Annotated in this window: 25 protein-coding genes and 1 riboswitch; of the genes, 10 read left to right on the plus strand and 15 right to left on the minus strand. The window is 43.2% G+C overall.

Annotated features, from left to right (window positions below; translation table 11 throughout):
* Positions 1 to 22 precede the first annotated feature (22 nt).
* Positions 23 to 382 carry a HesB/IscA family protein gene (locus CRO17_RS05145; protein ID WP_097039892.1) on the plus strand — a complete coding sequence of 120 codons (360 nt, stop codon included), beginning with the start codon at positions 23 to 25 and terminating at the stop codon, positions 380 to 382.
* Positions 383 to 483: 101 nt separating this feature from the next.
* On the opposite strand, the gene CRO17_RS05150 is transcribed toward CRO17_RS05145, so the two are convergent.
* Positions 484 to 1089: an esterase/lipase family protein gene (locus tag CRO17_RS05150; RefSeq protein ID WP_097039895.1), complete on the minus strand. Its 606-nt coding sequence runs from the start codon at positions 1087 to 1089 to the stop codon at positions 484 to 486.
* Positions 1090 to 1287: 198 nt separating this feature from the next.
* On the opposite strand from CRO17_RS05150, the gene CRO17_RS05155 reads away from it, so the two are divergent.
* Positions 1288 to 1761, plus strand: a complete 474-nt coding sequence (locus CRO17_RS05155) for a GNAT family N-acetyltransferase (RefSeq protein ID WP_097039897.1) — start codon at positions 1288 to 1290, stop codon at positions 1759 to 1761.
* A gap of 25 nt (positions 1762 to 1786) precedes the next feature.
* On the opposite strand, the gene CRO17_RS05160 is transcribed toward CRO17_RS05155, so the two are convergent.
* Both CRO17_RS05160 and CRO17_RS05165 read right to left on the minus strand, forming a co-directional pair.
* On the minus strand, positions 1787 to 2584 hold the full coding sequence (locus CRO17_RS05160) for an MBL fold metallo-hydrolase (protein ID WP_097039898.1): 798 nt from the start codon (positions 2582 to 2584) through the stop codon (positions 1787 to 1789).
* A 102-nt stretch (positions 2585 to 2686) separates the two neighbouring features.
* Complete coding sequence (locus CRO17_RS05165) at positions 2687 to 3670, minus strand: NAD(P)/FAD-dependent oxidoreductase (protein ID WP_097039901.1); 984 nt, start codon at positions 3668 to 3670, stop codon at positions 2687 to 2689.
* 299 nt (positions 3671 to 3969) lie between these two features.
* On the opposite strand from CRO17_RS05165, the gene CRO17_RS05170 reads away from it, so the two are divergent.
* Positions 3970 to 5187 (plus strand): NAD(P)/FAD-dependent oxidoreductase, encoded by a 1218-nt coding sequence (locus tag CRO17_RS05170; protein WP_097039903.1) that lies wholly within the window; start codon positions 3970 to 3972, stop codon positions 5185 to 5187.
* Positions 5188 to 5367: 180 nt separating this feature from the next.
* The gene (locus tag CRO17_RS05175) at positions 5368 to 5766 is read left to right on the plus strand and encodes a hypothetical protein (RefSeq protein ID WP_245864616.1); all 399 of its coding nucleotides are present in this window, start codon (positions 5368 to 5370) and stop codon (positions 5764 to 5766) included.
* 297 nt (positions 5767 to 6063) lie between these two features.
* Here the strand turns inward: CRO17_RS05175 and CRO17_RS05180 are convergent, their stop codons facing one another.
* The 3 genes from CRO17_RS05180 to deoD form a co-directional block, all read right to left on the minus strand.
* Positions 6064 to 6537, minus strand: a complete 474-nt coding sequence (locus CRO17_RS05180) for a divergent PAP2 family protein (protein WP_097039905.1) — start codon at positions 6535 to 6537, stop codon at positions 6064 to 6066.
* Positions 6538 to 6613: 76 nt separating this feature from the next.
* Positions 6614 to 7204 (minus strand): biotin transporter BioY, encoded by a 591-nt coding sequence (locus tag CRO17_RS05185; protein WP_097039907.1) that lies wholly within the window; start codon positions 7202 to 7204, stop codon positions 6614 to 6616.
* Positions 7205 to 7311: 107 nt separating this feature from the next.
* The gene (gene deoD, locus CRO17_RS05190) at positions 7312 to 8022 is read right to left on the minus strand and encodes a purine-nucleoside phosphorylase (RefSeq protein WP_097039909.1); all 711 of its coding nucleotides are present in this window, start codon (positions 8020 to 8022) and stop codon (positions 7312 to 7314) included.
* 193 nt (positions 8023 to 8215) lie between these two features.
* Between deoD and CRO17_RS05195 the strand changes: the two genes are divergently transcribed.
* Positions 8216 to 8476 (plus strand): phosphocarrier protein HPr, encoded by a 261-nt coding sequence (locus tag CRO17_RS05195; RefSeq protein ID WP_097039911.1) that lies wholly within the window; start codon positions 8216 to 8218, stop codon positions 8474 to 8476.
* A gap of 142 nt (positions 8477 to 8618) precedes the next feature.
* On the opposite strand, the gene kapB is transcribed toward CRO17_RS05195, so the two are convergent.
* From kapB to CRO17_RS05210, 3 genes are all read right to left on the minus strand, one after another.
* Entirely contained in the window at positions 8619 to 8996 is a 378-nt protein-coding gene (gene kapB, locus CRO17_RS05200; RefSeq protein WP_097039913.1) for a kinase-associated lipoprotein KapB, read from the minus strand.
* On the minus strand, positions 8993 to 10171 hold the full coding sequence (locus tag CRO17_RS05205) for a MalY/PatB family protein (protein ID WP_097039915.1): 1179 nt from the start codon (positions 10169 to 10171) through the stop codon (positions 8993 to 8995). Before CRO17_RS05205 ends, kapB begins: the two co-directional genes overlap by 4 nt.
* 70 nt (positions 10172 to 10241) lie before the next feature.
* The gene (locus tag CRO17_RS05210; protein WP_097039918.1) at positions 10242 to 11054 is read right to left on the minus strand and encodes an alpha/beta fold hydrolase; all 813 of its coding nucleotides are present in this window, start codon (positions 11052 to 11054) and stop codon (positions 10242 to 10244) included.
* A gap of 255 nt (positions 11055 to 11309) precedes the next feature.
* Between CRO17_RS05210 and yugI the strand changes: the two genes are divergently transcribed.
* On the plus strand, positions 11310 to 11681 hold the full coding sequence (yugI, locus tag CRO17_RS05215; RefSeq protein WP_097039920.1) for a S1 domain-containing post-transcriptional regulator GSP13: 372 nt from the start codon (positions 11310 to 11312) through the stop codon (positions 11679 to 11681).
* A gap of 52 nt (positions 11682 to 11733) precedes the next feature.
* On the opposite strand, the gene CRO17_RS05220 is transcribed toward yugI, so the two are convergent.
* The gene (locus tag CRO17_RS05220) at positions 11734 to 11967 is read right to left on the minus strand and encodes a DUF378 domain-containing protein (protein ID WP_077307895.1); all 234 of its coding nucleotides are present in this window, start codon (positions 11965 to 11967) and stop codon (positions 11734 to 11736) included.
* A gap of 144 nt (positions 11968 to 12111) precedes the next feature.
* Between CRO17_RS05220 and CRO17_RS05225 the strand changes: the two genes are divergently transcribed.
* Positions 12112 to 13458 carry a glucose-6-phosphate isomerase gene (locus tag CRO17_RS05225; protein WP_097039922.1) on the plus strand — a complete coding sequence of 449 codons (1347 nt, stop codon included), beginning with the start codon at positions 12112 to 12114 and terminating at the stop codon, positions 13456 to 13458.
* A 41-nt stretch (positions 13459 to 13499) separates the two neighbouring features.
* Here the strand turns inward: CRO17_RS05225 and CRO17_RS05230 are convergent, their stop codons facing one another.
* Positions 13500 to 14501, minus strand: a complete 1002-nt coding sequence (locus CRO17_RS05230; protein WP_097039924.1) for a potassium channel family protein — start codon at positions 14499 to 14501, stop codon at positions 13500 to 13502.
* Positions 14502 to 14569: 68 nt separating this feature from the next.
* On the opposite strand from CRO17_RS05230, the gene CRO17_RS05235 reads away from it, so the two are divergent.
* Positions 14570 to 15370, plus strand: coding sequence for a phosphotransferase (locus tag CRO17_RS05235; RefSeq protein WP_179636844.1), 801 nt, complete (start codon positions 14570 to 14572; stop codon positions 15368 to 15370).
* Between the two features lie 42 nt (positions 15371 to 15412).
* Here the strand turns inward: CRO17_RS05235 and CRO17_RS05240 are convergent, their stop codons facing one another.
* Complete coding sequence (locus tag CRO17_RS05240; protein ID WP_097039929.1) at positions 15413 to 15970, minus strand: thioredoxin family protein; 558 nt, start codon at positions 15968 to 15970, stop codon at positions 15413 to 15415.
* A 110-nt stretch (positions 15971 to 16080) separates the two neighbouring features.
* Here CRO17_RS05240 and CRO17_RS05245 point away from each other — a divergent pair, with 110 nt between their 5' ends.
* Entirely contained in the window at positions 16081 to 17139 is a 1059-nt protein-coding gene (locus CRO17_RS05245) for a M20/M25/M40 family metallo-hydrolase (protein WP_097039931.1), read from the plus strand.
* Between the two features lie 58 nt (positions 17140 to 17197).
* Positions 17198 to 17344, plus strand: a riboswitch (FMN riboswitch).
* Between the two features lie 192 nt (positions 17345 to 17536).
* On the plus strand, positions 17537 to 18121 hold the full coding sequence (locus CRO17_RS05250; RefSeq protein ID WP_097039933.1) for an ECF transporter S component: 585 nt from the start codon (positions 17537 to 17539) through the stop codon (positions 18119 to 18121).
* A gap of 205 nt (positions 18122 to 18326) precedes the next feature.
* Here the strand turns inward: CRO17_RS05250 and CRO17_RS05255 are convergent, their stop codons facing one another.
* The 3 genes from CRO17_RS05255 to CRO17_RS05265 all read right to left on the minus strand — a co-directional run bounded on the left by CRO17_RS05255 (position 18327) and on the right by CRO17_RS05265 (position 20154).
* The gene (locus CRO17_RS05255) at positions 18327 to 18710 is read right to left on the minus strand and encodes a TraR/DksA C4-type zinc finger protein (protein ID WP_245864618.1); all 384 of its coding nucleotides are present in this window, start codon (positions 18708 to 18710) and stop codon (positions 18327 to 18329) included.
* A gap of 17 nt (positions 18711 to 18727) precedes the next feature.
* Positions 18728 to 19114 carry a hotdog fold thioesterase gene (locus CRO17_RS05260; RefSeq protein ID WP_097039937.1) on the minus strand — a complete coding sequence of 129 codons (387 nt, stop codon included), beginning with the start codon at positions 19112 to 19114 and terminating at the stop codon, positions 18728 to 18730.
* A gap of 92 nt (positions 19115 to 19206) precedes the next feature.
* On the minus strand, positions 19207 to 20154 hold the full coding sequence (locus tag CRO17_RS05265) for a 1,4-dihydroxy-2-naphthoate polyprenyltransferase (RefSeq protein ID WP_097039939.1): 948 nt from the start codon (positions 20152 to 20154) through the stop codon (positions 19207 to 19209).

Here is a 20154-nt window from a genome sequence, read left to right on the forward strand (position 1 = left end):
TTAAAATGGGAGGTAAACCGAAATGGTCTTAAATATAACAGACAGTGCCAGCCTTCAAATTAAAGAGATGCTGAAAGAAGAAGACGCCGAAACAGTTTTCTTGCGCTTTGGTGTGAAAGGCGGCGGCTGCAGCGGCTTATCTTACAGCCTTGGCTTTGAATACGAGAAGAATGAAGAACTAGACACATATGAAGTGAACAACGATATCCCGGTCATTATCCGTTCCATGGATATTCCGGTTATTGAAGGTACAACGATTGATTTCAAACAAAACATGATGGGCGGCGGGTTTACCATCGATAATCCAAATGCCATCGTTTCATGTGGCTGCGGTTCATCCTTTAAGGCAAAAGACCGAGAAGGTACACCGGAGAACTGCTAACGCTAAAATAGGAAGAACCTGATGTGGTGTTTTAACAGGCATCAGGTTCTTTTACTAAAAAAGGGGTGATTCCTAGGAATCGCCCCTTTTTAGGTTATATATTAGTTTAGAAGTGCTTCTTTAATATGACCATCTACTTGGTAGCTATTTAACAGCCCAATATGGGAAATGCCATAAAGACGAATATTGTTTGCACCTGAAAGGATAGAAAGATAGGAGCTTACAATCGTGTCGCTTGTAGAGTAGATAGAAGTAGTATCAATGCCAGCAGGAGCGCTACTTGTAGTAAGACGGTTAGCGCCGCCTAATGTAACAAGTTTGTCTACTTTATCATTTCCGCCATAGTTCAGGATATAGTAAAGGCTGTTTGCACCACCCATGCTGTGCGCCACGATGTTTACTTTATCACTGCCTGTTTCCGCTCGTACATTGTCAACAAAACGTGAGATTGCGGCAGCGTTCAATTGCTGCTGTCCTTGTTTACTAGGAAGATCAATGGCATAAAGCTCGTCACTGGACCAACCTTGCCTCTGCAAATATCTTTCAATAAAGTAGAAATTCGTATCGGAACCGCCCAGACCATGTACAAATACAACGGGTGTATTGTTGGTTGCTGCTTCTGCTTTTGATGGTTGGAACGAAAAAGTCAGTGATAATACAACAGCCAATCCAACAAACAGAAGTTTCATCCATTTACTGTTTTTCATTACTTATTCCTCCTAAAATGCGGTATGTAATTCTAGTAAATTATAGTATATTTTAATAGATTTTGGTATTGGGAAAAGAACCTCGGGGATAGTACATTTTGTTAGGTCATCTGACAATCACTTTCCCTTATTTGGACAACTTCGTTTAATAAAGGAATCGCAAAACCTATATCAACTAATGATAGCTGGAGGGATAACATGATTCTATTAGCTGAAGTTTCTCATGCTGAGGAAATTCACGGCACGATGATGGCGGCATTTGAAGAATACCGATCTAGTAATACGCCATCAAGTGCATTGGAGGAAACGCCGAACACGATTAGAACGGCTTTAAAAAATGGAGAAGAAAAAGCCTTTTTGTTCTGGAAGGAAAAGAAAGTTGTTGGAGCTGTCCGGTTTCGAGAGCAGGAAGAACTGTTATATTTTTTTCGCTTATCTGTACGTCCAGAAGAGAGAGGGCGGGGAATAGCCAGGCAATTGTTAGCTGCATTAGAGGTTTATGCAGCTTCTCGGAAACTTTTTAAGCTTCAATGTCAGGTAAGAGTGTCGGTGACTAAAAATATAGCACTATACACGCAGAATGGATTTTGCTTAACCGACAGAAAAACAGTAAGTAAGCTAAATGGAACAAGGGTAGAAACAGCCTTCATGACGAAGGAACTAAATGGATAAATAGGAGAAGGGTTTACCCTCTCTCCTATTTCATTGTTTCCGTAAGTTTTTTCAGCCCTGCTGCTAATTCATCTGCAAACGCGGGCATACCGTGGCCAGTGCCGGCTGCTTGTGGGTGCAGCTCTTGCAGTTTACGAATGGAGCAAAAGGCAGCTGGTTCGTCCATCGTAAAGTAGCGGGGAGGGCCGTTGAATTCTTTTTGCTGCGTTAATACTTTGTGTAAAGATTCCTGCTGGACCGTTGTAAATGCATCTCCGGCAACCAGTACTTTGTCTTCTGAGTGGAAGAGGCTAATATGTCCCGGTGTATGACCTGGAGTGTGGATCCATTCCCAGCCTGGCAGGTGCGGCACTTTATGATCCAGCGGAATGAGCCGTACATGTTCGCTCAAGTCGATTCCGGTATTCGGAAATGACTTAGAAAGCTTTGTAATCATACCGCCGCCAGCTTTGGTATCTGCTTCCGGATAGTTCTGCTGTCCGGTGAGATAAGGCAGTTCCAATTCGTGGGCGTAAACGGGCACATTCCACTCTTTTACTAATTCGACGATACTCCCAACATGGTCAAAATGACCATGCGTCAGGATGATACAAGCAGGTTTTGATTCTTCGCCAAACAAATGGGCGGCAGCTTGTTTAATCTTTTTAGCTGTATCAGGCATGCCAGCATCGACGAGCACCCATTCTTTTTCGGCAGGATTTTCAATGAAAAACACATTTACAATTTGGTCAAGGTAGCCGTGGACAGTTGGAGAGACAGTTGTTTCTTTGCCGCTCTTCATAGAGGCTAAAGGCATCAAGTGATGTTCGAATTCGTTTTCCATACAGCTCCTCCTTTATCGCTACTAGTGTGTGAAAGAAGTACGTCCTTATACAAAGAGCATATAAAAAAACACCGGCCTCCGTAAAGGAATCCGGTGTTTGTATTAAAACATGCTTGTAGAGTGCTTTGGCTGAACGCGTGCATCTGGATCAATGTACGTTTTGGCGTTATTGATAGCTGTAGGGCCTTCGCCGAAACCTGAGGCAATCAAGTTGACTTTCCCTGGGTAAGTGCAAATATCACCTGCAGCATAGATGCCTGCAATATTTGTTTCTTGCTTCGTATTCACAACAATGCTGTTTTTCTCGATCTCCAAATCCCATTGCTTAATTGGACCTAGAGAAGAGATGAAGCCGTAGTTTACCAAAACTTCGTCAACATCGATTGTTTCTGTTTCTTCACTTTTTACTTTTTGCAGAACAACTTGTTCAATTCGATCTGTACCTAGCATTTCAACTGGTACATATGGCGTCATAATTTTAACGTTTGACTGCATCAAGCGCTCCACACTATGTTCGTGTGCACGGAATTGGTCCCGGCGGTGAACAAGGATAACTTCCTTCGCAATCGGCTCTAGCATGAGTGCCCAGTCAACAGCAGAATCGCCGCCGCCTGCTAACAGCACGCGCTTGCCAGCATATTTCTGCATATTGTCTACGTAATAATTTAAGTTGACACCCTCAAACTCATCGCAGCGCTCTACTGTTAAACGGCGCGGCTGAAACGCACCATTACCAGCTGTAATGATAATTGTTTTCGTGTAATGTACATCCTTGTCTGTTTCAATGCGGAATGTATTATCTTCTAAGCGCTCGACCTTATCAACTGACTCGCCAAGCGCAATGGAAGGGTCGAAGCGGTTTAGCTGTTCCATCAGGTTGTCCACTAATTCCTGAGCGCGGATACTAGGGAAGCCTGCTATATCGTAAATGAATTTTTCTGGGTATAAAGCAGAAAGCTGTCCGCCAACATGGGGAAGACTTTCAATGATTTTGACACTTTGCTGACGCATCCCACCATAGAACGCAGTGAAAAGTCCGACTGGACCTGCACCGATGATGGTCACATCATAAATTTGATCTGACATACCGGTTCCTCCTAATATTTTTAAACGTAACATGTGGTATTTTATCATAGATACTGAAATATGAGTAAGAAGAAGGATTTTTCATCGCTTCGCAGTATGCCCTTAACGATGAGAACGCTTCCCTTTTTGTTTGATAAAAGGAATTAAAACGATTACCATAATAATGATGACAGTTTTATGACAGTTTTATGTTTTCATCTGCCTTATAAAGTGAATAGAATCACAAACAAAAAAATTAATGTGTTGTTAGGTTATGCAGCTGTTGAAAGACCAAACTATATTAATGGATGTGATCAAAGATGAACAAACCGAAAATCGTAATTGCAGGTGCTGGTTATGGCGGCCTAATCACGACAGTCAAACTGCAAAAACTAATTGGAACGGAAGAAGCAAGTATTACACTCATTAACAAGCACGACTATCATTATCAAACAACGTGGCTTCATGAAAATGCGGCCGGTACAAGACACCATGATCAAACAAGAATTGCGATTAAAGATGTAATTGATCCGAGAAAAGTAAACTTCGTCCAAGATACAGTGACAAAAATTGATCCCGAAGCGAAAAAAGTTACGATGGAAAATGGCCAGATTTCTTATGATTATCTTGTCATCGGATTGGGCTTTGAGCCTGCCAATTTCGGAATTGAAGGATTGCTGGATCACGCTTACAATATCCGCAGCATTAATTCTTCCCGTTTAATCCGAGAGCATATCGAACATAATTTCGCTATGTACAATAATGAAAGTGAAAAGAAAGAAGAGCGTTTGAATATCGTTATCGGCGGTGGCGGTTTTACAGGAATCGAATTCGCTGGTGAACTAGCGGAACGTATTCCAGAGCTGTGCAAAGAATATGATATTGACCGTGACAAAGTCCGCGTTACCGTTATCGAAGCAGGACCATCTGTCATGATGGGATTTGATCCGCAGCTTGTGGAATATGCCTTGAACTCTTTGGAGTCCCGCGGAATCGAATTCCAGACGAATGCCTTCCTCAAGGAAGTATCGGCTGATAGCATTGTTTATGAGAAAGCCGAAGAAAAACACACGATCAAAACAAATACAACCGTTTGGGCAGCTGGTGTACAAGGCAGCTCTGTCTTAGAAAAATCCGGTTTTAATGTAAAGCGTAACAAAGTAATGGTTACAGAAGATCTGCGTGATCCCGATCATGATGATATCTTTATTGTTGGTGATTGTGCAGCTGTTATGAACGAAGAGACAGGCAAGCCGTACCCGCCGACAGCGCAGATTGCAACGCAAATGGGTTTCAACTGTGCGCAAAATCTCAAAGCCCTTATTCGTAAGGAAAGCAACACACAGAAATTCGTACCAGACTTGAAAGGTACACTTGCTTCCTTGGGCGGAGGCGATGCCATGGGTACCGTTATGGGCAAGAAACTTTACGGAAAGCCGGCAGACGTTATGAAGAAAGCATCCGACAACCGCTATCTGTATCAGCTTGGCGGCGTTGGACTTGTGTTGAAAAAAGGGAAATTTAATATTTTCAGCTAATCGCGAAATCTAGCAAGCTAGCAGGTATAACAAACCTGTAGACAATAACGGCCAGTGCATAAGTCACTGACCGTTTTTGTTATCTGTTTTTTATCAATTGGAGGGGTTATTATATTTGCTAGAAAAATCATAAGTGCTTCCATATCGGGAACTTTATTTGCTGTCATTCTAGGATTTTTGATGCCAGATCCTTTCCGAGAAGAAAATCTCAGCCAATTCAGTAATTATCTGTTTTCATCCATTACGATTATGCCGGTATATATCATCTATAGCTTTCCGGTAATTATACTTTATGGGATAGTCACTTCTGTTATTAGTGAGAAAACGGGAGAGGCTATAGCAGCAAAGACACAAGACAAAAAGGCAGAAATAATTGTTTCAGGAGCAATGCACGTTGTTTTTGGTCTTATTCTTTTTTGGTTTAGTTTAGGTGCTTCCGTACTATTCTTTATAACGGATAGAATCTTGAAATACCGTCATTATGAGTATCGGTGGAGGCAAGCGGTCAAAAGTTTGGCAGTTCCTTCTGTGACTTTTTGCCTGTGTATGGCGGTTGTATGGTGGCCGGATCTGTTTTAAGCCTGGAAACAAAAAAAGTGTCAAATCAAATCGATTCGACACTTTTTTATATTCACAAATCTCGTCATTTCTCTTGTCAGCTTACAGTATAAGAATTTTTTCATTTGTCGAAGCTGTAGGAAGAGGTGAGAGGACATGATCCGTTGGTGTAAAAGAATTATCCTGTGTATGCTGCTGTGTACAGCTATGTATGTAACGTGGAGCCAGCTTACTAATTTGACTGTACAGGATGTGATCACATATGAACAGCAGCCCGTACAGGTAAAGAAACTAGTTTTAAAAGAAGTGCATCTTCGATCAAAACAGCAAGTAAATGATGAGGGAAATAGCAATCCCGGTTAAAGCGCCGACAAATACTTCAATCGGCTGATGACCGAGCATTTCTCTAATTTCGCGGTTTTTTTCGAACTCCTGCTTGCTTCCCCAGTTTTTCGCTTCGTCAACAAATCGCTGGAAATCTTTCAGCAGTAAGTTAAGCAGAATTGCTTGTTCTCCAGCTGCTCTTCTCACACCAGAAGCATCAAACATAATGATGATACTGAAAACAAAGGAAGCAGCAAAAACGGGGGAACTTAGACCGGTCTCAAAGCCAATTGAGGTCGTCAAGGCAGCTACTGCTGCGGAGTGGCTGCTGGGCATTCCGCCTGTACTAAATGCCAAATCTGGCTGCACCTGCTTTTCTGTAATGGCGCGAATCGGTACTTTGATTACCTGCGCTACAATAATGGCAATAAGTGCGCTCAATAAAGGCATATTTTGTAATAATGACATGCAGAGCTACATCCTTTCAGTGAATAAGCTATAATGGGTGATGTAATCATTATAACTAAACTTCCCTGAGAAAATGTCATTTAAACGAAGTATTATAAGACACTTTACTTTTTCCGAAAGCATAGGCGACTTTTGAAAAGAAAAAGGCTGCCAGCATGCTGAAGCAGAAGTCTTTGACGAGGAAGGGGAGCATACTGATCCAAGCAGTTTTATAGCTGATAGCAACCCCAAGCCAAAGGTGCATGGCGCCGTACATATAAGTCACGCCCAACAGGTAATTCACGAGCAGTCCGGCAAATGCTGCCGCAAATACGCGGTTGCGAAAAGCAGTTTTCTCCATAATAAATCCAGCGAAAAACGCAATGGCGATAAAAGATAGCAGAAAACCGCCAGTTGGTCCTGCAAACACACCGAAACCCCCGGAAAGGTCGGCAAAAATCGGCAATCCAGTCAGCCCGAGCAGCACATAACAGCCCATGCTGTAAGCTCCCCATTTATATCCTAACAAGAGACCTGCCAGAATTGCGAAAAATGGCTGCAGCGAAAGTGGTACTGTTTGCCCGCCAATAGGCACGGCTAGAAATGGCAGCCATACTGATATATTCGCGCCCACTGTCATCAGTCCGACAAACATAGCACTTGCAGTCAATCTTCCAGTTCGATTCATCCATATCAGCTCCTTGGCAAAATAGTAAACAAGAAGTCCTAAATTGTCAACTTAAATTTTATTTAGGTTTACAATGAGAACATAGAAAAAGGCGCAGAAGCCTTCTTCTACGCCTGGATAGCAGCATCTAATGCAATTTCCATCATATCACTAAATGTTGTTTGACGTTCCTCTGACGTTGTTTCCTCGCCAGTCAGAATATGATCGCTTACAGTTAGCACAGACAATGCTTGGCAATCGTATTTGGCAGCAAGTGTGTAAAGTGCTGTTGTTTCCATCTCTACAGCCAATACATTATAATCAGCAAGTTTTCCGTAAAATTCTAACGTGTTGTCACGGTAGAAGCGATCGCTTGTAAATACATTACCTACACGAAGATTAAGACCTTTTGCCTTACCAGCTTCATATGCTTTCAACAAGAGGTTAAAGTCAGCCGTAGGAGCAAAATCTACGGAGCCGAATTCCTGTCTGTTCATTTGAGAATCAGAGCTGGAGGTAGAAGCGAGGATCACGTCACGCACGTTTACGTCTTTTTGAATGGCACCGCAAGTACCGACACGAATCAATTTCTTCACACCATAGCTTTGAATAAGTTCATTAACGTAGATGCTGATAGAAGGAACACCCATGCCTGTACCTTGTACGGAAATCCTTTCTCCTTTGTATGTACCTGTGTACCCATACATGCCTCTTACATCATTATAAAGTTCAGCATCTTCCAAAAATGTTTCTGCGATATATTTCGCACGCAGCGGGTCACCTGGAAGCAGAATTTTGTCTGCAATCTGACCAGCTTCCGCGTTTATATGTACACTCATGACAGCACTCCTCTTTTCTAGATGTGTCAAAATTACCACAAAAGCCATAGAAACTCAATGTTCTGGTAAAAAGCTGTTTTTAAACTTAAAAAAGTGTCTGTTGCATTTAAAACCGCTTTCTTTTCTCTTATAATAGTAATGTTACATCATTCACATTATCCTACATGTGTAATTTGCTTTGGAGGGAAACACAATGCAAGAAAAAACATTTACGGTTACGAGCGAGACTGGAATTCACGCACGCCCTGCAACATTGCTCGTTAATAAAGCTAGCCAATTCAATTCCGAAATTGAGCTTACATATAAGCAGAAAAAAGTGAATCTTAAATCCATCATGGGTGTGATGTCATTAGGCGTTCCACAAGGCGGAGAGGTTCTGATTACAATTGACGGACAAGATGAGCAAGACGCAATGGCAGGCATTCAAGAAGTGCTGGAAAACCATTTGAGCTGACGGAAAAGCTGGAGATATTCTCCGGCTTTTTTTCTTCTATTTCAAGCAGGTGCGCACACTGCTTTGCTAGTTGATTGGAGCACCTTGATCTGCGTTCGCAGCAAAAGAAAAAGGCAGGAGCATATGCTTCTGCCTTTTCTGTTTATCCAAAGTAGTCTTTCTTCAATGAAGCCAAATTGGCAAGCGCCAGCTGCTGATAGGGGGAAGCAGGTTCGTTATGTAACGTTTGCTGAAGCTGCTCGAGTGCTGTCTGCAGCGAATCAGAATAATCGGGTACATCTTCTTCGTATAGAGATACAGCTGTCTTTTGTATATTTGCTTTTTCGTGGTGAGCGAGTGCTCGGCGTTCGTGGAAGAAAACATCTTCTGTTTGTTTCGGGTTGTGCAAGTCTCCTTGCTGCGGATGTTTAAGGACAGCAAGAATTTCCACTAGGAAGAACTTCCCGCGTTCTTCTTTTACCTTCCCTATATAGCTGCCTGTTTTATAACGTGCTTTCACGACACTGCCAATCGTAATCATGGTGACACCTCAAATCCTTTTAAGCTGTTCGTCAGACGCTGTAAGGCATCACGCATTGTTCCTGGCGGGCATGCTATATTCATGCGTACGTATCCTGTTCCAGCGTCTCCGAATTGTTCACCGCCGTTAAACCCTAATTTTGCTTTTTTCGCAAAGAAATCCATTAAGTCTTCTTGGTTCAGCTTCATTTTACGGCAGTCCAGCCAAATTAAATACGTTCCTTCCAATGGAATAGGCTTTATTAGCGGATTATCTGCTAAAGCCTCTTCTGCCAGCTTTTTGTTCACAGCTAAAATATCGAGCAAACCTGTCAGCCATTCTTCGCCTTCCGTATAAGCAGCTTCCAGAGCCGCCACAGCCATTGTATTCAGCATGTGAATGCCTTGTTTCGAAAATGTTTCCTGCAGCTGCTGGCGCTTTTCTTCTTCCTGTATAACTGCATAAGAAACTTGCAGCCCAGCAAGGTTGAATGTTTTCGAAGGAGATAAGAATGTCATTGTCCGTTTGCTCATGTCTTCCGATAAAGATGCAATTGGCACATGCTGATGGCCGCTATGAATCAAATCAGCATGAATCTCATCTGATAAAAGTAACACATCATATGTTTGACACAGGGCAGCCAGCTGCTCCAGTTCTTGCTTCGTCCAAACACGTCCAACAGGGTTATGAGGATTGCATAGAATCATTGCTTTCGCACCATTTTGGAAGCATGTCTCCAATTGTTCCAAATCCATGGTATAGACACCGTTGTTTTCATGAAGCAGATTTTCCACTAATTTCCGATCATGCTGTGTAACGACACTATAGAAAGGAGCGTACACAGGAGTTTGAATGACAACTTGGTCACCTGGGGAGGTAAAAGTCTGAATCGCCATATGCAGGCTTGTCACAACACCGGGGCTGTATAGAAGCCAGCTCGGTTTGATTCTCCAGCCATGGCGCTTTTCTACCCATCTGCTGACGATTTTCGAAATGCTGGCGTCTGTCATTGTATATCCATAAATACCATGCTCTGCTCTTTCTTTCAGTGCATCAATTACTGCGCGCGGAGATTGAAAATCCATATCTGCAACCCACATTGGCAGAACATCTTCTCCGCCATATAATGCCTGTAAGTTATCCCATTTTACAGAACGAGTTTTCCGTCTGTCATGGACGATTTCAAAATTATGCATATTCCGCACTCCTTTCTTCACTTCTACCCCTCATTATAGGCTAGGTCGTTTCCAAAAGCGAAATGAATGATCACGTCATATAAGCCATCAGTGTGTCGGGTATTTCTTCCGGCAGCAGATGTCCTGCATCTGGAAAAACGTGCAGTGTTGCTCTCGGCATTTCAGCTAGCAGCCTGTAGCCAATCGATGGAGGCAGTAATGGATCTTTACTGCCCCAGAATATGGTCGTAGGAGTTTGTATTTGCTGAATGCAGTCATTTGGCAAGTCACCGCCCCGGTGCTGAATAAAGGTGGCCAGGGAAGTGAAAAAATGCTGGTTCATAAATGGAATACTGTATGCAACTACCATGCGAAGCGAAATGCTGTGCGGATTGGCAACAAGATGCTGCAAAAAGCGGACGACGCTGCCGGCCTCAAAAATTAATCTCATAAAACTGGGAAAGAAATGACGCGAAGCAACAAGGCTGCTAAAAGCATCTGTCGGCAGCATGTAGCTGGATGGCGCAAATAAATATAATTGATTAACCATCTTTGGAAAGTGATAAGAGAACCGCATTGCAATTTGACCACCCATGGAGTGACCTGCAATATCCAGTCGGCTGATACCTAAATGCGTTAAGAGAGCAGCAAGCAGGCGGGTATAATCATCATACGAAAAAACCGTTTCTTCATGTTTGCTGCTTTGACCAAAAGGAGGGAAATCTAAGGTGAGAACACGGTAACTGCGCCGCAGCTCTGGAATCAGGTGATGAAAACAATATTGGGAAGCGAGAAAACCATGAAGAAGAAGGATCGTTTTGGAGGTTCCAGTATTGTATGAAGAATATGTTTTATAATCGACCGCAACACCGTTGAAATTGAAAATACTTGTTGAACAAGACATTTTGCGCTGCCCCTTTACCTGCAATTAGGTATAGTCTCGCTCGATTCAGTCTTTATATGCATAAAAAAAGCAAAGCGATGCGTATCGCTTTGCCTACAGGGGGAATACGAGAAAGTCTTACAGTAATATGTATTGCCATAATGAAGAAAACGTAAACCTAATTTGTGAAATTCTTGATAAATTTTGCCGAATCGGACTGACTATGATAAAATTGTTTATTGCGACTAAAGTAGAAAATATCAGGAGTTGTTTAGTATGGCAGAGAAGTTCGAACAAGGACAAGTATTGACAGGAAAAGTAACAGGTATTCAGCCTTACGGTGCGTTTGTTGCATTGGATGAGCAAGTTCAAGGTTTGGTTCACATTTCAGAAGTAACACATGGTTTCGTAAAAGATATCAGCGAGCACCTTTCTGTTGGTGACGAAGTTAAAGTTAAAATTTTAGATATCAATGAAGATAGCGGTAAATATTCCCTATCTATCCGTGCTACAGAAGAAGCACCAGCTAAGCCGCAAAACAATCAAAAACAAGCTGTAGCTGCTTCCCAAGAGGCACCAGCTGGTTTCAACACGTTGAAAGACAAGTTGCAGGATTGGATCAAACAAACAGAAGACAAACGCAACTAAGACAGAAACAGACCCCCTGCTCATGGCAGGGGGTCTTTTTTTGATTTATCGTTTATGCCTTGTTTGTTGATGCTTGCTCGACTTCTTTACGCTCTAGGAACAAAGCGGAGATCGACACGAGACCAGCCAAGCCGACTAGGCTGTAAATAATCCGCGGGAAAGCAGCAGCTTGACTGCCATTACCGAAGATACCTGCTACCAAGTCGTAGTTGAATAAACCGACTAGTCCCCAGTTAATTGCACCGATGATGACAAGAACGAGAGCAATACGTGTAACTAAATTCAACTGCATAACCTCCATTTCGTGAAGCGGATGATAAATCTTTATTAGCATGCTTTGTTTAGCGGATTTTATTCCTGTAACAATTCTTGCTAAACATTGGGAGATTCGGTAAAGTGAAATAAGAAAGCAGTTTCAAGGAGGATGATTATGACACACATCGGATTTGATTATAAAAAAGCAATGCCCTATATCGGCGAACAGGAAGTAAACTATTTGGCGCCGCTCGTACAAGCTGCGCACGATCAATTACATAATAAGACAGGCGCAGGCAATGATTATTTAGGTTGGCTGAACCTTCCGACAGATTACGACAAAGAAGAATTCGCGCGTATCAAACAAGCAGCGGAAAAGATTAAATCGGATTCCGATGTTTTGCTAGTAGTTGGTATCGGCGGATCTTACCTTGGTGCTCGTGCAGCGATTGAGGCATTAACACACAGCTTTTTCAATGTGCTCTCAAAAGAAGATCGCCAAGCACCGCAAGTATTCTTTGTCGGCAATAGCATCAGTGCGCCGTATTTGAACCAGCTGATGGATGCAATCAAAGGGAAAGACGTCAGTGTAAATGTGATCTCAAAAAGCGGTACCACAACGGAACCGGCAATTGCTTTCCGTATCTTCAAGAAATATCTAGAAGAAAAGTATGGTGCAGAAGAAGCACGCAAGCGCATTTATGCAACGACAGATAAAGAAAAAGGCGCGTTGAAGACACTCGCATCAAAAGAAGGCTATACGTCATTCGTTATTCCTGATGATGTAGGCGGACGTTTCTCTGTACTGACTGCAGTTGGTCTTTTGCCTATTGCTGCAGCTGGTGTGGACATCGACAGCATCATGTCTGGAGCAAAACAGGCACAGGAAGAGCTATTGAATCCGAATGTACAGGAGAATCCAGCATATCAATACGCTGCTGTCCGTAATGTACTTTACAATAAAGGAAAAACAATTGAATTGCTCGTCAACTATGAGCCGGCATTGCAATATTTCAGTGAATGGTGGAAGCAATTGTTCGGTGAAAGTGAAGGCAAAGATCTGAAAGGATTGTTCCCGGCATCCGCTAATTTCTCAACCGATTTGCATTCGCTTGGTCAATACGTACAAGAAGGCCGCCGCGATTTGTTTGAAACAGTTGTACAAGTAAAACAGCCTGTTTCTGATGTTACAATCGAAGCAGAAGAGGAAGACCTTGATGGTTTGAACTACCTTGCCGGACAAACTGTTGACCAAGTGAACCGTAAAGCCTTCCAAGGAACACTACTGGCGCATACAGATGGTGATGTGCCGAACTTAGTTGTCGAAGTGCCTGCATTGGATCCATTCAGCTTCGGGTATCTTGTATATTTCTTCGAGAAAGCATGTGCCATCAGCGGATACTTGCTCGGTGTTAATCCATTTGATCAGCCAGGAGTGGAAGCTTACAAAAAGAACATGTTTGCGCTTCTTGGCAAGCCTGGGTTTGAGGAAGAAAAAGCAGCATTAGAAAAAAGACTATAAAATGATAAAATCCCTTCTCGCCATGCAGCGGAAGGGATTTTTTATTTGATATGCTGTAAAGTGATGATACTGTCTTCTGCTTGCATTGGTTCTTGAAAATCAGGACTCATATCAATCGTATCTCCCCGCATAAAGCCAATCGCAGTTTTGTCCTTACGTGCGAAATAGCGTGTAACTTCGAAAAAACTTGCATCCACTAATTCCTGAGGCAGCGGACTCATTCTGATTTCCTGCTCCTGCAAAAAATGTAATAGCAGTTCTAAATGACTTTTCGTTTCTTTGTGGAACAATTCGTGATAAAACAATGTACTAACAAAGTCATTAGACCGGATGACGGTATCAGCGCCAGCACGCCGCACGTTCTCCTTTTGACTTTCTGTTAATACTTCTGCAATGATAGTTAGCTCTGTGTTATTGCCTCGCATCGCAATGGTGGTCATGATTGTCATATAATCACTTTGCTTTTCGTTATTTCCTGTGTTTGCCGTTATAATGGCCGCTTTTGCGTGTTGGATATTCGCCTTCTCTAACGTTTTATCTTCTGATGCATCTCCGCGGATGAAATGAAGGGCATGTTTTTTGTAAGGAAGGCTGGTCAATGTTCGATCAATCAGCACGACCGGCAGTTCTGGATGTTTGTCTCCCAGTCGTTTCAGTAGGCTTCTTGCACGCTCGTTCCAGCCAACAATAATGATATGGTTGGTACCTTTAAATGCTGTCAATCCTTTTGATAAGTTCTGGGTGTACTGTACCGTTGACGCAGCAATCGTTGATAAATAGATACTAACAAGGCCTGCACCTGAAAGAATAAGAATGACAGCGAGAATTTTTCCGTTCAGCGTTTCCGGGATTAAATCGCCATAGCCAACGGTTGAAGCAGTGACAAAAGCCCACCATATACCATCAAAATAAGTCGGGAACTGTTCAGGCTCAATATGGCGCATACAAACACCAAACACTACCATAACAAGCAGCACTGTAGATATGAGCCGGATAAATATAGGGAGCCGGAAATAAAAGCGCCGCAGAAATTGGATGACCATGCTACCCCTCCTTGATGTTTGTTAGTATATGTATAATAAATAGCTTTAAACAAAAGGGGCAGGATAGCATGGATGTAAACAATCTAAGCTGGCTGGAGGTATATGTGGAGGAACCGATTAAACATATAGAAACAAATGATACAGGATGGGATCACCAAGTTTATATAATTAACCAGCGATGGATACTGCGGGTGCCTAGAAATAAGCGAAGGATTCCAAAAGAAGAGGGCAAGCTGCTGAAGGATTTGCTGGCAAAAACAACGGTCGCACTGCCGACATGGCGTGTTTGTACAACAGCAGACGGGCGGGAGGGGATGCTTTATCCGTACATACCAGGTCGTCCTATTCATGCAAGGATGTCAGAATCAGATTTAAAGCAAGCTGCTCGCCAGCTGGGCAGCTTTCTTACCGAGCTGCATCGTGTAACTGTCACATATAAACTGCCAAGACGAGATAAAACATACTATGACCGTTTCTTAAATCAGATCAGAACCTTCTATCCTAAGCTGCCAGCGGGAGCGGCTGACTATACGGAGCAATTGTTTAACAACTATCAGCCAGTTTGCAGTACGGTTGTTCACGGTGACTTGCGACCTGCCCATCTATTGGTAGAACAACCCTTCCGAAAACTAGGTGTATTGGATTTCAGTGACATGCATATCGGTGATCCAGCAATTGATTTTGCTGGAACAGCACAGGTGAGTAAAGAATTTATGGAGTTAGTGTTAGAGAACTACAAAGGCGAAGAAAAGAATGTGATTCGACAAAGGGTTACTATGCTTTCCAAGCTGAGTTTGTATTATCAGCTGCTAGAAAGAGGACCGGCTAGTTATGTACTGGCTGAACTGGAGAGACAAATAACCACTTGAAATAAAAGTGTGCAAACAAAAAAACATCCGTAATGGATGTTTTTATGCTTCCAGCAAGCCTCTTTTCATGCTTGCATACACACGGTGCCAGAAGTCTTCGTTATCACGATAAGATTTGGTGATAAATGTAAGCATCTGATCACGTTTTTCCTCATATTCGGGTGCATCTTTGTCAGGTAGACTGCTGAATGATTCATCGATGTACACTTGCAGCTCGGGTGCACGCGGCCCCCATCTTGCTACTTCATCCCCATTCTGGTTAATAAAGATAATAATCGGAATCGAACGGCTTTTTCCATTCGTCAAATACTGATCCATCAATTTCAGATTTTTATCACGGTAGAGAATGCTGACTTCAATTGCGCCAGCTTGGGCGATATGGTAGAAGATCGGTAAGTTCAGCATTGCATCACCGCACCAGTCTTCCGTAAGTATGATAGCCCGCAGTTTCTGGGTGCGAAGTGTGTTGAAGAAATCCGTATCTGCTGGCAGTTCATAGTGATCATAAATGTACATTGCATTTTCTTTATGTGTTTGCATCGCGTCCAAGTACGCATCAATGTTTATTCCCTTATCAAACCATTCATTCAATGTCGTCATATTTCTCATCCTTTCTGCTGTTTAGTTTACCCGAGGAGTCGGCTAAACTAAACAAATAAGCTTCACTTATGCTACAGTGTAAGCAGACTACATAATAAAGGCGGATAGATATGCAGCTAGATAATCAAGATTTCCTAATGGAATTATTACGAACAGCATCGCCATCCAGCTATGAGATGGAAATACAGAAAAAATGGATAAATAAATATGCACCTTTCGCAGATGAAATGCGTACGGATGTATCGGGAAATGCCATTGCAGTAAAGAATCCCGATGCAGATTTTAAAGTGCTTCTTGCAGGTCATTGTGATGAAATAGCGATGGTCGTGACAGGCATTGACGAGAATGGGTTCTTGCGCATTGACGAGATGGGGCGTTTTAACGCTAAATCAGCATTGGGAATGACCGTGCAAGTGCTCGGCTTTAACAAGACCATTCCAGGCGTTGTTGGTGTGAATGCCATGCATCTTGGCGGAGTAAAAGGAGATTTCGAGCTTCCGGATTTGTATATTGATTGTGGAGCAGTTTCCAAGCAGGAAATCGAGCAATACGTACAAGTAGGCGATTTGATTGTGTATCAGCGCCAGCCATCCGTCCTAATGGATCGCTATCTTACAGGACGCGGACTCGATAACCGCACCGGTTCTTTTATTGTCGGTGAAGTAATGCGCAGATTGAAAGAAGAAAAAGTAAATGTTGGTGTTTATGCGGTGAGTACGGTGAACGAAGAAACGAACATGGGTGGTGCTTATTTTGCAGCTGCGGGTATTCAGCCCGACCTTGCCATTGCTTGTGATGTAACATTTGCGACGGACCATCCTGGCGTGAACAAACGAAAGGTCGTTGATGTCAGCTTAGATGGCGGACCAGTTCTGGCTAAGGGAGCGCCTATCAATCGAAAAGCAAACCAGCTGCTAGAGCAAGCTGCCAAAGAGCTGGCTATGCCGCTGCAATACGAACTAACACCTCGTCATACAGGCACGGATGCGGATAAAATGCGTTATGCCGGCAAAGGTGTTTCAACCGCACTTGTTTCGCTTCCATTACGCTATATGCATTCTCCAGTTGAAACGGTCAGCCTGCACGTGATTCAGCAGGAAATTGATTTGCTGGTAAAATTCCTGACAAATCTCTCTGGTGGAGAAAGTCTGAATCCATTAGACTTGTAAGCAAAGGGGTTGCAAATCTGCTGAAAGCAAGTATAATAAAATAACAAATCCATATCGATTCTATCTTCGGGGCAGGGTGTAATTCCCGACCGACGGTGACAGCAGAATATCTGCTGAAGTCCGTGACCCGCAGGGCAATTGTTCTGCGGCTGATCCGGTGCAAGTCCGGGACCGACAGTGAAAGTCTGGATGGGAGAAGATACGAAGCAGAAGAGGGATGCCAACTTGGCTATCCTTGCTTTCCGTACGGGTTCCGTATGTGAAACGTCTTCCGCTTATTTGCGTATATTCCAGGCCCCAGAGCGTTATGCTCCGGGGCTTTTTAACGTAGATAAGCTGCTGCTTCCCCTTCATCAAGAGTTAGAATCGATGAATATGATGAAGGAGGAGAACGAATATGCGTTCATCCAATTTAACAAAAACAATCACAATTGCTCTAATGGGAGCGATTAGCATGGTGCTCATGCTTCTCAATTTTCCGCTTCCGTTGCTGCCGGCTTATTTGAAGATTGACTTTAGTGAAGTGCCGGTGTTACTAGCCGCATTGCTATTTTCACCGATTGCCGGTGTTGCAGTCGAGGCAATTAAGAACTTATTATATCTTATCTTTACAGGTGCAGGTGATCCTGTAGGTGTTGTAGCTAACTTCCTGGCAGGCATGATGTTTGTCTTGCCGGTCGCGTATTTTTATCATAAATTCAAAGCGAGCAAACGTACACTCGTTTCAGGTCTAGCAACCGGAACAGTGGTCATGGCAATTGGAATGGGATTACTGAATTATTTTGTCATTTTGCCGCTTTATATCATGTTCGCAGGTTACCCGTCCATGGGTCCGGAAGCGAAATGGCTAGCAGTCACTGCTGGTATTGTTCCATTCAACCTTATTAAAGGTATCATTATTGCAATCGTGTTTGTACCGCTATTTGCAAAACTGAAGCCATGGTTCGCGAAACGGAAACGTTCTGGTTCCACAGCAGCATAAAAAGCTCCCAATTGGGAGCTTCTTTTATTAAATGAAATAGTTGTTGCAACTGATACTTGTCCGTGCTACAATAGTCTAGCGATGAGCTGAATTGCATAAGTCGGTAAAGCACGTCTTAGACACGTGTGGATGTGGCCACATGGCTTTACACGCCGCAATTAACAAAGGCACCCTGCGAGGGTGCCTTTTCTTATGCTCATTTTTATTAAGTTCTTCTTGCTTCTTCCTCTTCTGCTTGTTCTTCGACTAGTAAACGTGCTGTCGGTTCTGCCTGCAAACGTTCTTCCGGAATCGGCTTGCCGGATTTTTCGCTCACTCCATATGTGCCTTCTTCAATTCGGTCCAATGCATCCTCGATATCGCGTAAGCGTTCACGTGCGGATTCTTTTAATGTTTGCGCGGTCTCTCGGTCATGCAGCTCCGTGCCAAGGTCACCAGGGTGGTTTGCAACGGTGGACATTTCACCGATTGAGTCATTTGGGAACTCTTTTGCGCTGTTATAACTGTCATTACCCTCAATTTGTCCTTCTGCTTCTTCCTTCATAGCAAGCAATTGCTCGCGGTAATTTTCTAATTTATTTTTATCCATTATCTCTTCCATCTCCTTTACTGCCGTTTCGTTTTTACAGCTAGCGTGCAGCGTGCGATAGAGAGCAGGTCGTTGTTCTCATCCGAGATGTTAATTTGCCAAATCATTGTTGTTCTACCGATATGAATCGGGGTGGCGATGGCTGTCACGATCCCTGATCGGACGCTGCGAATATGATTAGCATTAATCTCTAAACCGAAGACAGCCTGCGTGGCTGGATCAGCATGCAGATTGCCGCCGATACTTGCTGCTGTTTCAGCCAATGCAACACTTGCGCCGCCATGTAAGTAGCCCATCGGCTGCCGATTATGCGGACCAACTGGCATCTCCATGACCACTTGCTCTGGCTTTGCTTCAATAACTCGCATGTGCAGCTGCTCCATCATTGTGTTTGAAAAATCCATTGTTACAACCTGCTTTCTGTATGTAATATATTTCCCGTCCGTTTCAACATTAAACCTATAGAAAAGAAGCGGGCAGGCTGCCCGCTTCTTCATTAGAATGAAAATGGTACAAATTGCTGGATCAGGAGTGCAATCACAAGCAATAAACCATAAATCGTATTCGTTTGTCCAGTTGCTTTCATAGCCGGCATCATTTCCAGCGGCTGCGTTTTACCAATAAAACCTCGGTAAGCGTCACGCGCTTTCTTAATAGATAGGAACGTGATGACTGCCCAGATTGGCAGCAATCCGACTGCGATGAACACAGCTGTGATGACATAGCAGACAATAAAGCAGATGCCCATAAAGGCAACCCCTTTTGGACGGCCGAGTAAGATGGCAACAGTTCGTCTGCCATTTGCTTTATCTCCATCATGATCTCGCAAGTTATTAGCGAAATTGATGCAAGAAATGAAAATGGTAGTCGGAATGCTGATCAGTACGACACTTCCAGTCAATGTCAGGGTCTGGATGTAATACGTGATGCAAATGATAATAGCACCCATGAATACGCCGGATGTTAATTCGCCAAACGGTGTATAAGAAATAGGGTAGGGACCGCCTGTGTACAAATAGCCGCACAGCATACATGCAAGCCCAATCAAAGCGATATACCAGCTGGACTCTATACAAATATAGATGCCTAACAGCATGCTGATGGCATAAAAGACCAGCGCAAGTGTCAAAATAGTTTTCGGCTTGATACCATCGCGTACAATTGTACCGCCGATTCCGACAGACTGTTCATTATCCAGTCCGCGGACAAAATCATAGTATTCATTGAACATATTTGTTGCACATTGGATGAGGATACAAGCAAGCAGCATGGCTCCGAAAAGCAGCCAGTTAATTGATCCATCTAATGCAGCAAGCATCGTTCCGATGAAAACAGGCACGAAGGACGCTGTCAATGTATGTGGACGCATAAGACGCCACCACACCTGAAAGCCATCGCGCTCATTCAGTGCTTGGCGCACATTATCGTTTCCGATAGATTGCAT

This window comes from Terribacillus aidingensis (assembly GCF_900215625.1).
In the GTDB taxonomy this organism is placed as follows: Bacteria; Bacillota; Bacilli; order Bacillales; family Amphibacillaceae; genus Terribacillus; species Terribacillus aidingensis.

What these genes read in the sequence shown, in the direction of transcription:
- CRO17_RS05150 (WP_097039895.1), bottom strand. Translation starts at nt 1,089, where the DNA reads ATGAAAAACAGTAAATGGATGAAACTTCTGTTTGTTGGATTGGCTGTT.
- CRO17_RS05250 (WP_097039933.1), top strand. Translation starts at nt 17,537, where the DNA reads ATGCGTTCATCCAATTTAACAAAAACAATCACAATTGCTCTAATGGGA.
- CRO17_RS05180 (WP_097039905.1), bottom strand. Translation starts at nt 6,537, where the DNA reads ATGTCATTATTACAAAATATGCCTTTATTGAGCGCACTTATTGCCATT.
- deoD (WP_097039909.1), bottom strand. Translation starts at nt 8,022, where the DNA reads ATGAGTGTACATATAAACGCGGAAGCTGGTCAGATTGCAGACAAAATT.
- CRO17_RS05195 (WP_097039911.1), top strand. Translation starts at nt 8,216, where the DNA reads ATGCAAGAAAAAACATTTACGGTTACGAGCGAGACTGGAATTCACGCA.
- CRO17_RS05230 (WP_097039924.1), bottom strand. Translation starts at nt 14,501, where the DNA reads ATGGTCATCCAATTTCTGCGGCGCTTTTATTTCCGGCTCCCTATATTT.
- CRO17_RS05260 (WP_097039937.1), bottom strand. Translation starts at nt 19,114, where the DNA reads ATGGATTTTTCAAACACAATGATGGAGCAGCTGCACATGCGAGTTATT.
- CRO17_RS05175 (WP_245864616.1), top strand. Translation starts at nt 5,368, where the DNA reads ATGCCAGATCCTTTCCGAGAAGAAAATCTCAGCCAATTCAGTAATTAT.
- kapB (WP_097039913.1), bottom strand. Translation starts at nt 8,996, where the DNA reads ATGATTACGATTGGCAGTGTCGTGAAAGCACGTTATAAAACAGGCAGC.
- CRO17_RS05205 (WP_097039915.1), bottom strand. Translation starts at nt 10,171, where the DNA reads ATGCATAATTTTGAAATCGTCCATGACAGACGGAAAACTCGTTCTGTA.
- CRO17_RS05155 (WP_097039897.1), top strand. Translation starts at nt 1,288, where the DNA reads ATGATTCTATTAGCTGAAGTTTCTCATGCTGAGGAAATTCACGGCACG.
- CRO17_RS05225 (WP_097039922.1), top strand. Translation starts at nt 12,112, where the DNA reads ATGACACACATCGGATTTGATTATAAAAAAGCAATGCCCTATATCGGC.
- CRO17_RS05235 (WP_179636844.1), top strand. Translation starts at nt 14,570, where the DNA reads ATGGATGTAAACAATCTAAGCTGGCTGGAGGTATATGTGGAGGAACCG.
- CRO17_RS05145 (WP_097039892.1), top strand. Translation starts at nt 23, where the DNA reads ATGGTCTTAAATATAACAGACAGTGCCAGCCTTCAAATTAAAGAGATG.
- CRO17_RS05170 (WP_097039903.1), top strand. Translation starts at nt 3,970, where the DNA reads ATGAACAAACCGAAAATCGTAATTGCAGGTGCTGGTTATGGCGGCCTA.
- CRO17_RS05210 (WP_097039918.1), bottom strand. Translation starts at nt 11,054, where the DNA reads ATGTCTTGTTCAACAAGTATTTTCAATTTCAACGGTGTTGCGGTCGAT.
- CRO17_RS05165 (WP_097039901.1), bottom strand. Translation starts at nt 3,670, where the DNA reads ATGTCAGATCAAATTTATGATGTGACCATCATCGGTGCAGGTCCAGTC.
- CRO17_RS05255 (WP_245864618.1), bottom strand. Translation starts at nt 18,710, where the DNA reads ATGGATAAAAATAAATTAGAAAATTACCGCGAGCAATTGCTTGCTATG.
- CRO17_RS05245 (WP_097039931.1), top strand. Translation starts at nt 16,081, where the DNA reads ATGCAGCTAGATAATCAAGATTTCCTAATGGAATTATTACGAACAGCA.
- CRO17_RS05240 (WP_097039929.1), bottom strand. Translation starts at nt 15,970, where the DNA reads ATGACGACATTGAATGAATGGTTTGATAAGGGAATAAACATTGATGCG.
- CRO17_RS05185 (WP_097039907.1), bottom strand. Translation starts at nt 7,204, where the DNA reads ATGAATCGAACTGGAAGATTGACTGCAAGTGCTATGTTTGTCGGACTG.
- CRO17_RS05265 (WP_097039939.1), bottom strand. Translation starts at nt 20,154, where the DNA reads ATGCAATCTATCGGAAACGATAATGTGCGCCAAGCACTGAATGAGCGC.
- yugI (WP_097039920.1), top strand. Translation starts at nt 11,310, where the DNA reads ATGGCAGAGAAGTTCGAACAAGGACAAGTATTGACAGGAAAAGTAACA.
- CRO17_RS05160 (WP_097039898.1), bottom strand. Translation starts at nt 2,584, where the DNA reads ATGGAAAACGAATTCGAACATCACTTGATGCCTTTAGCCTCTATGAAG.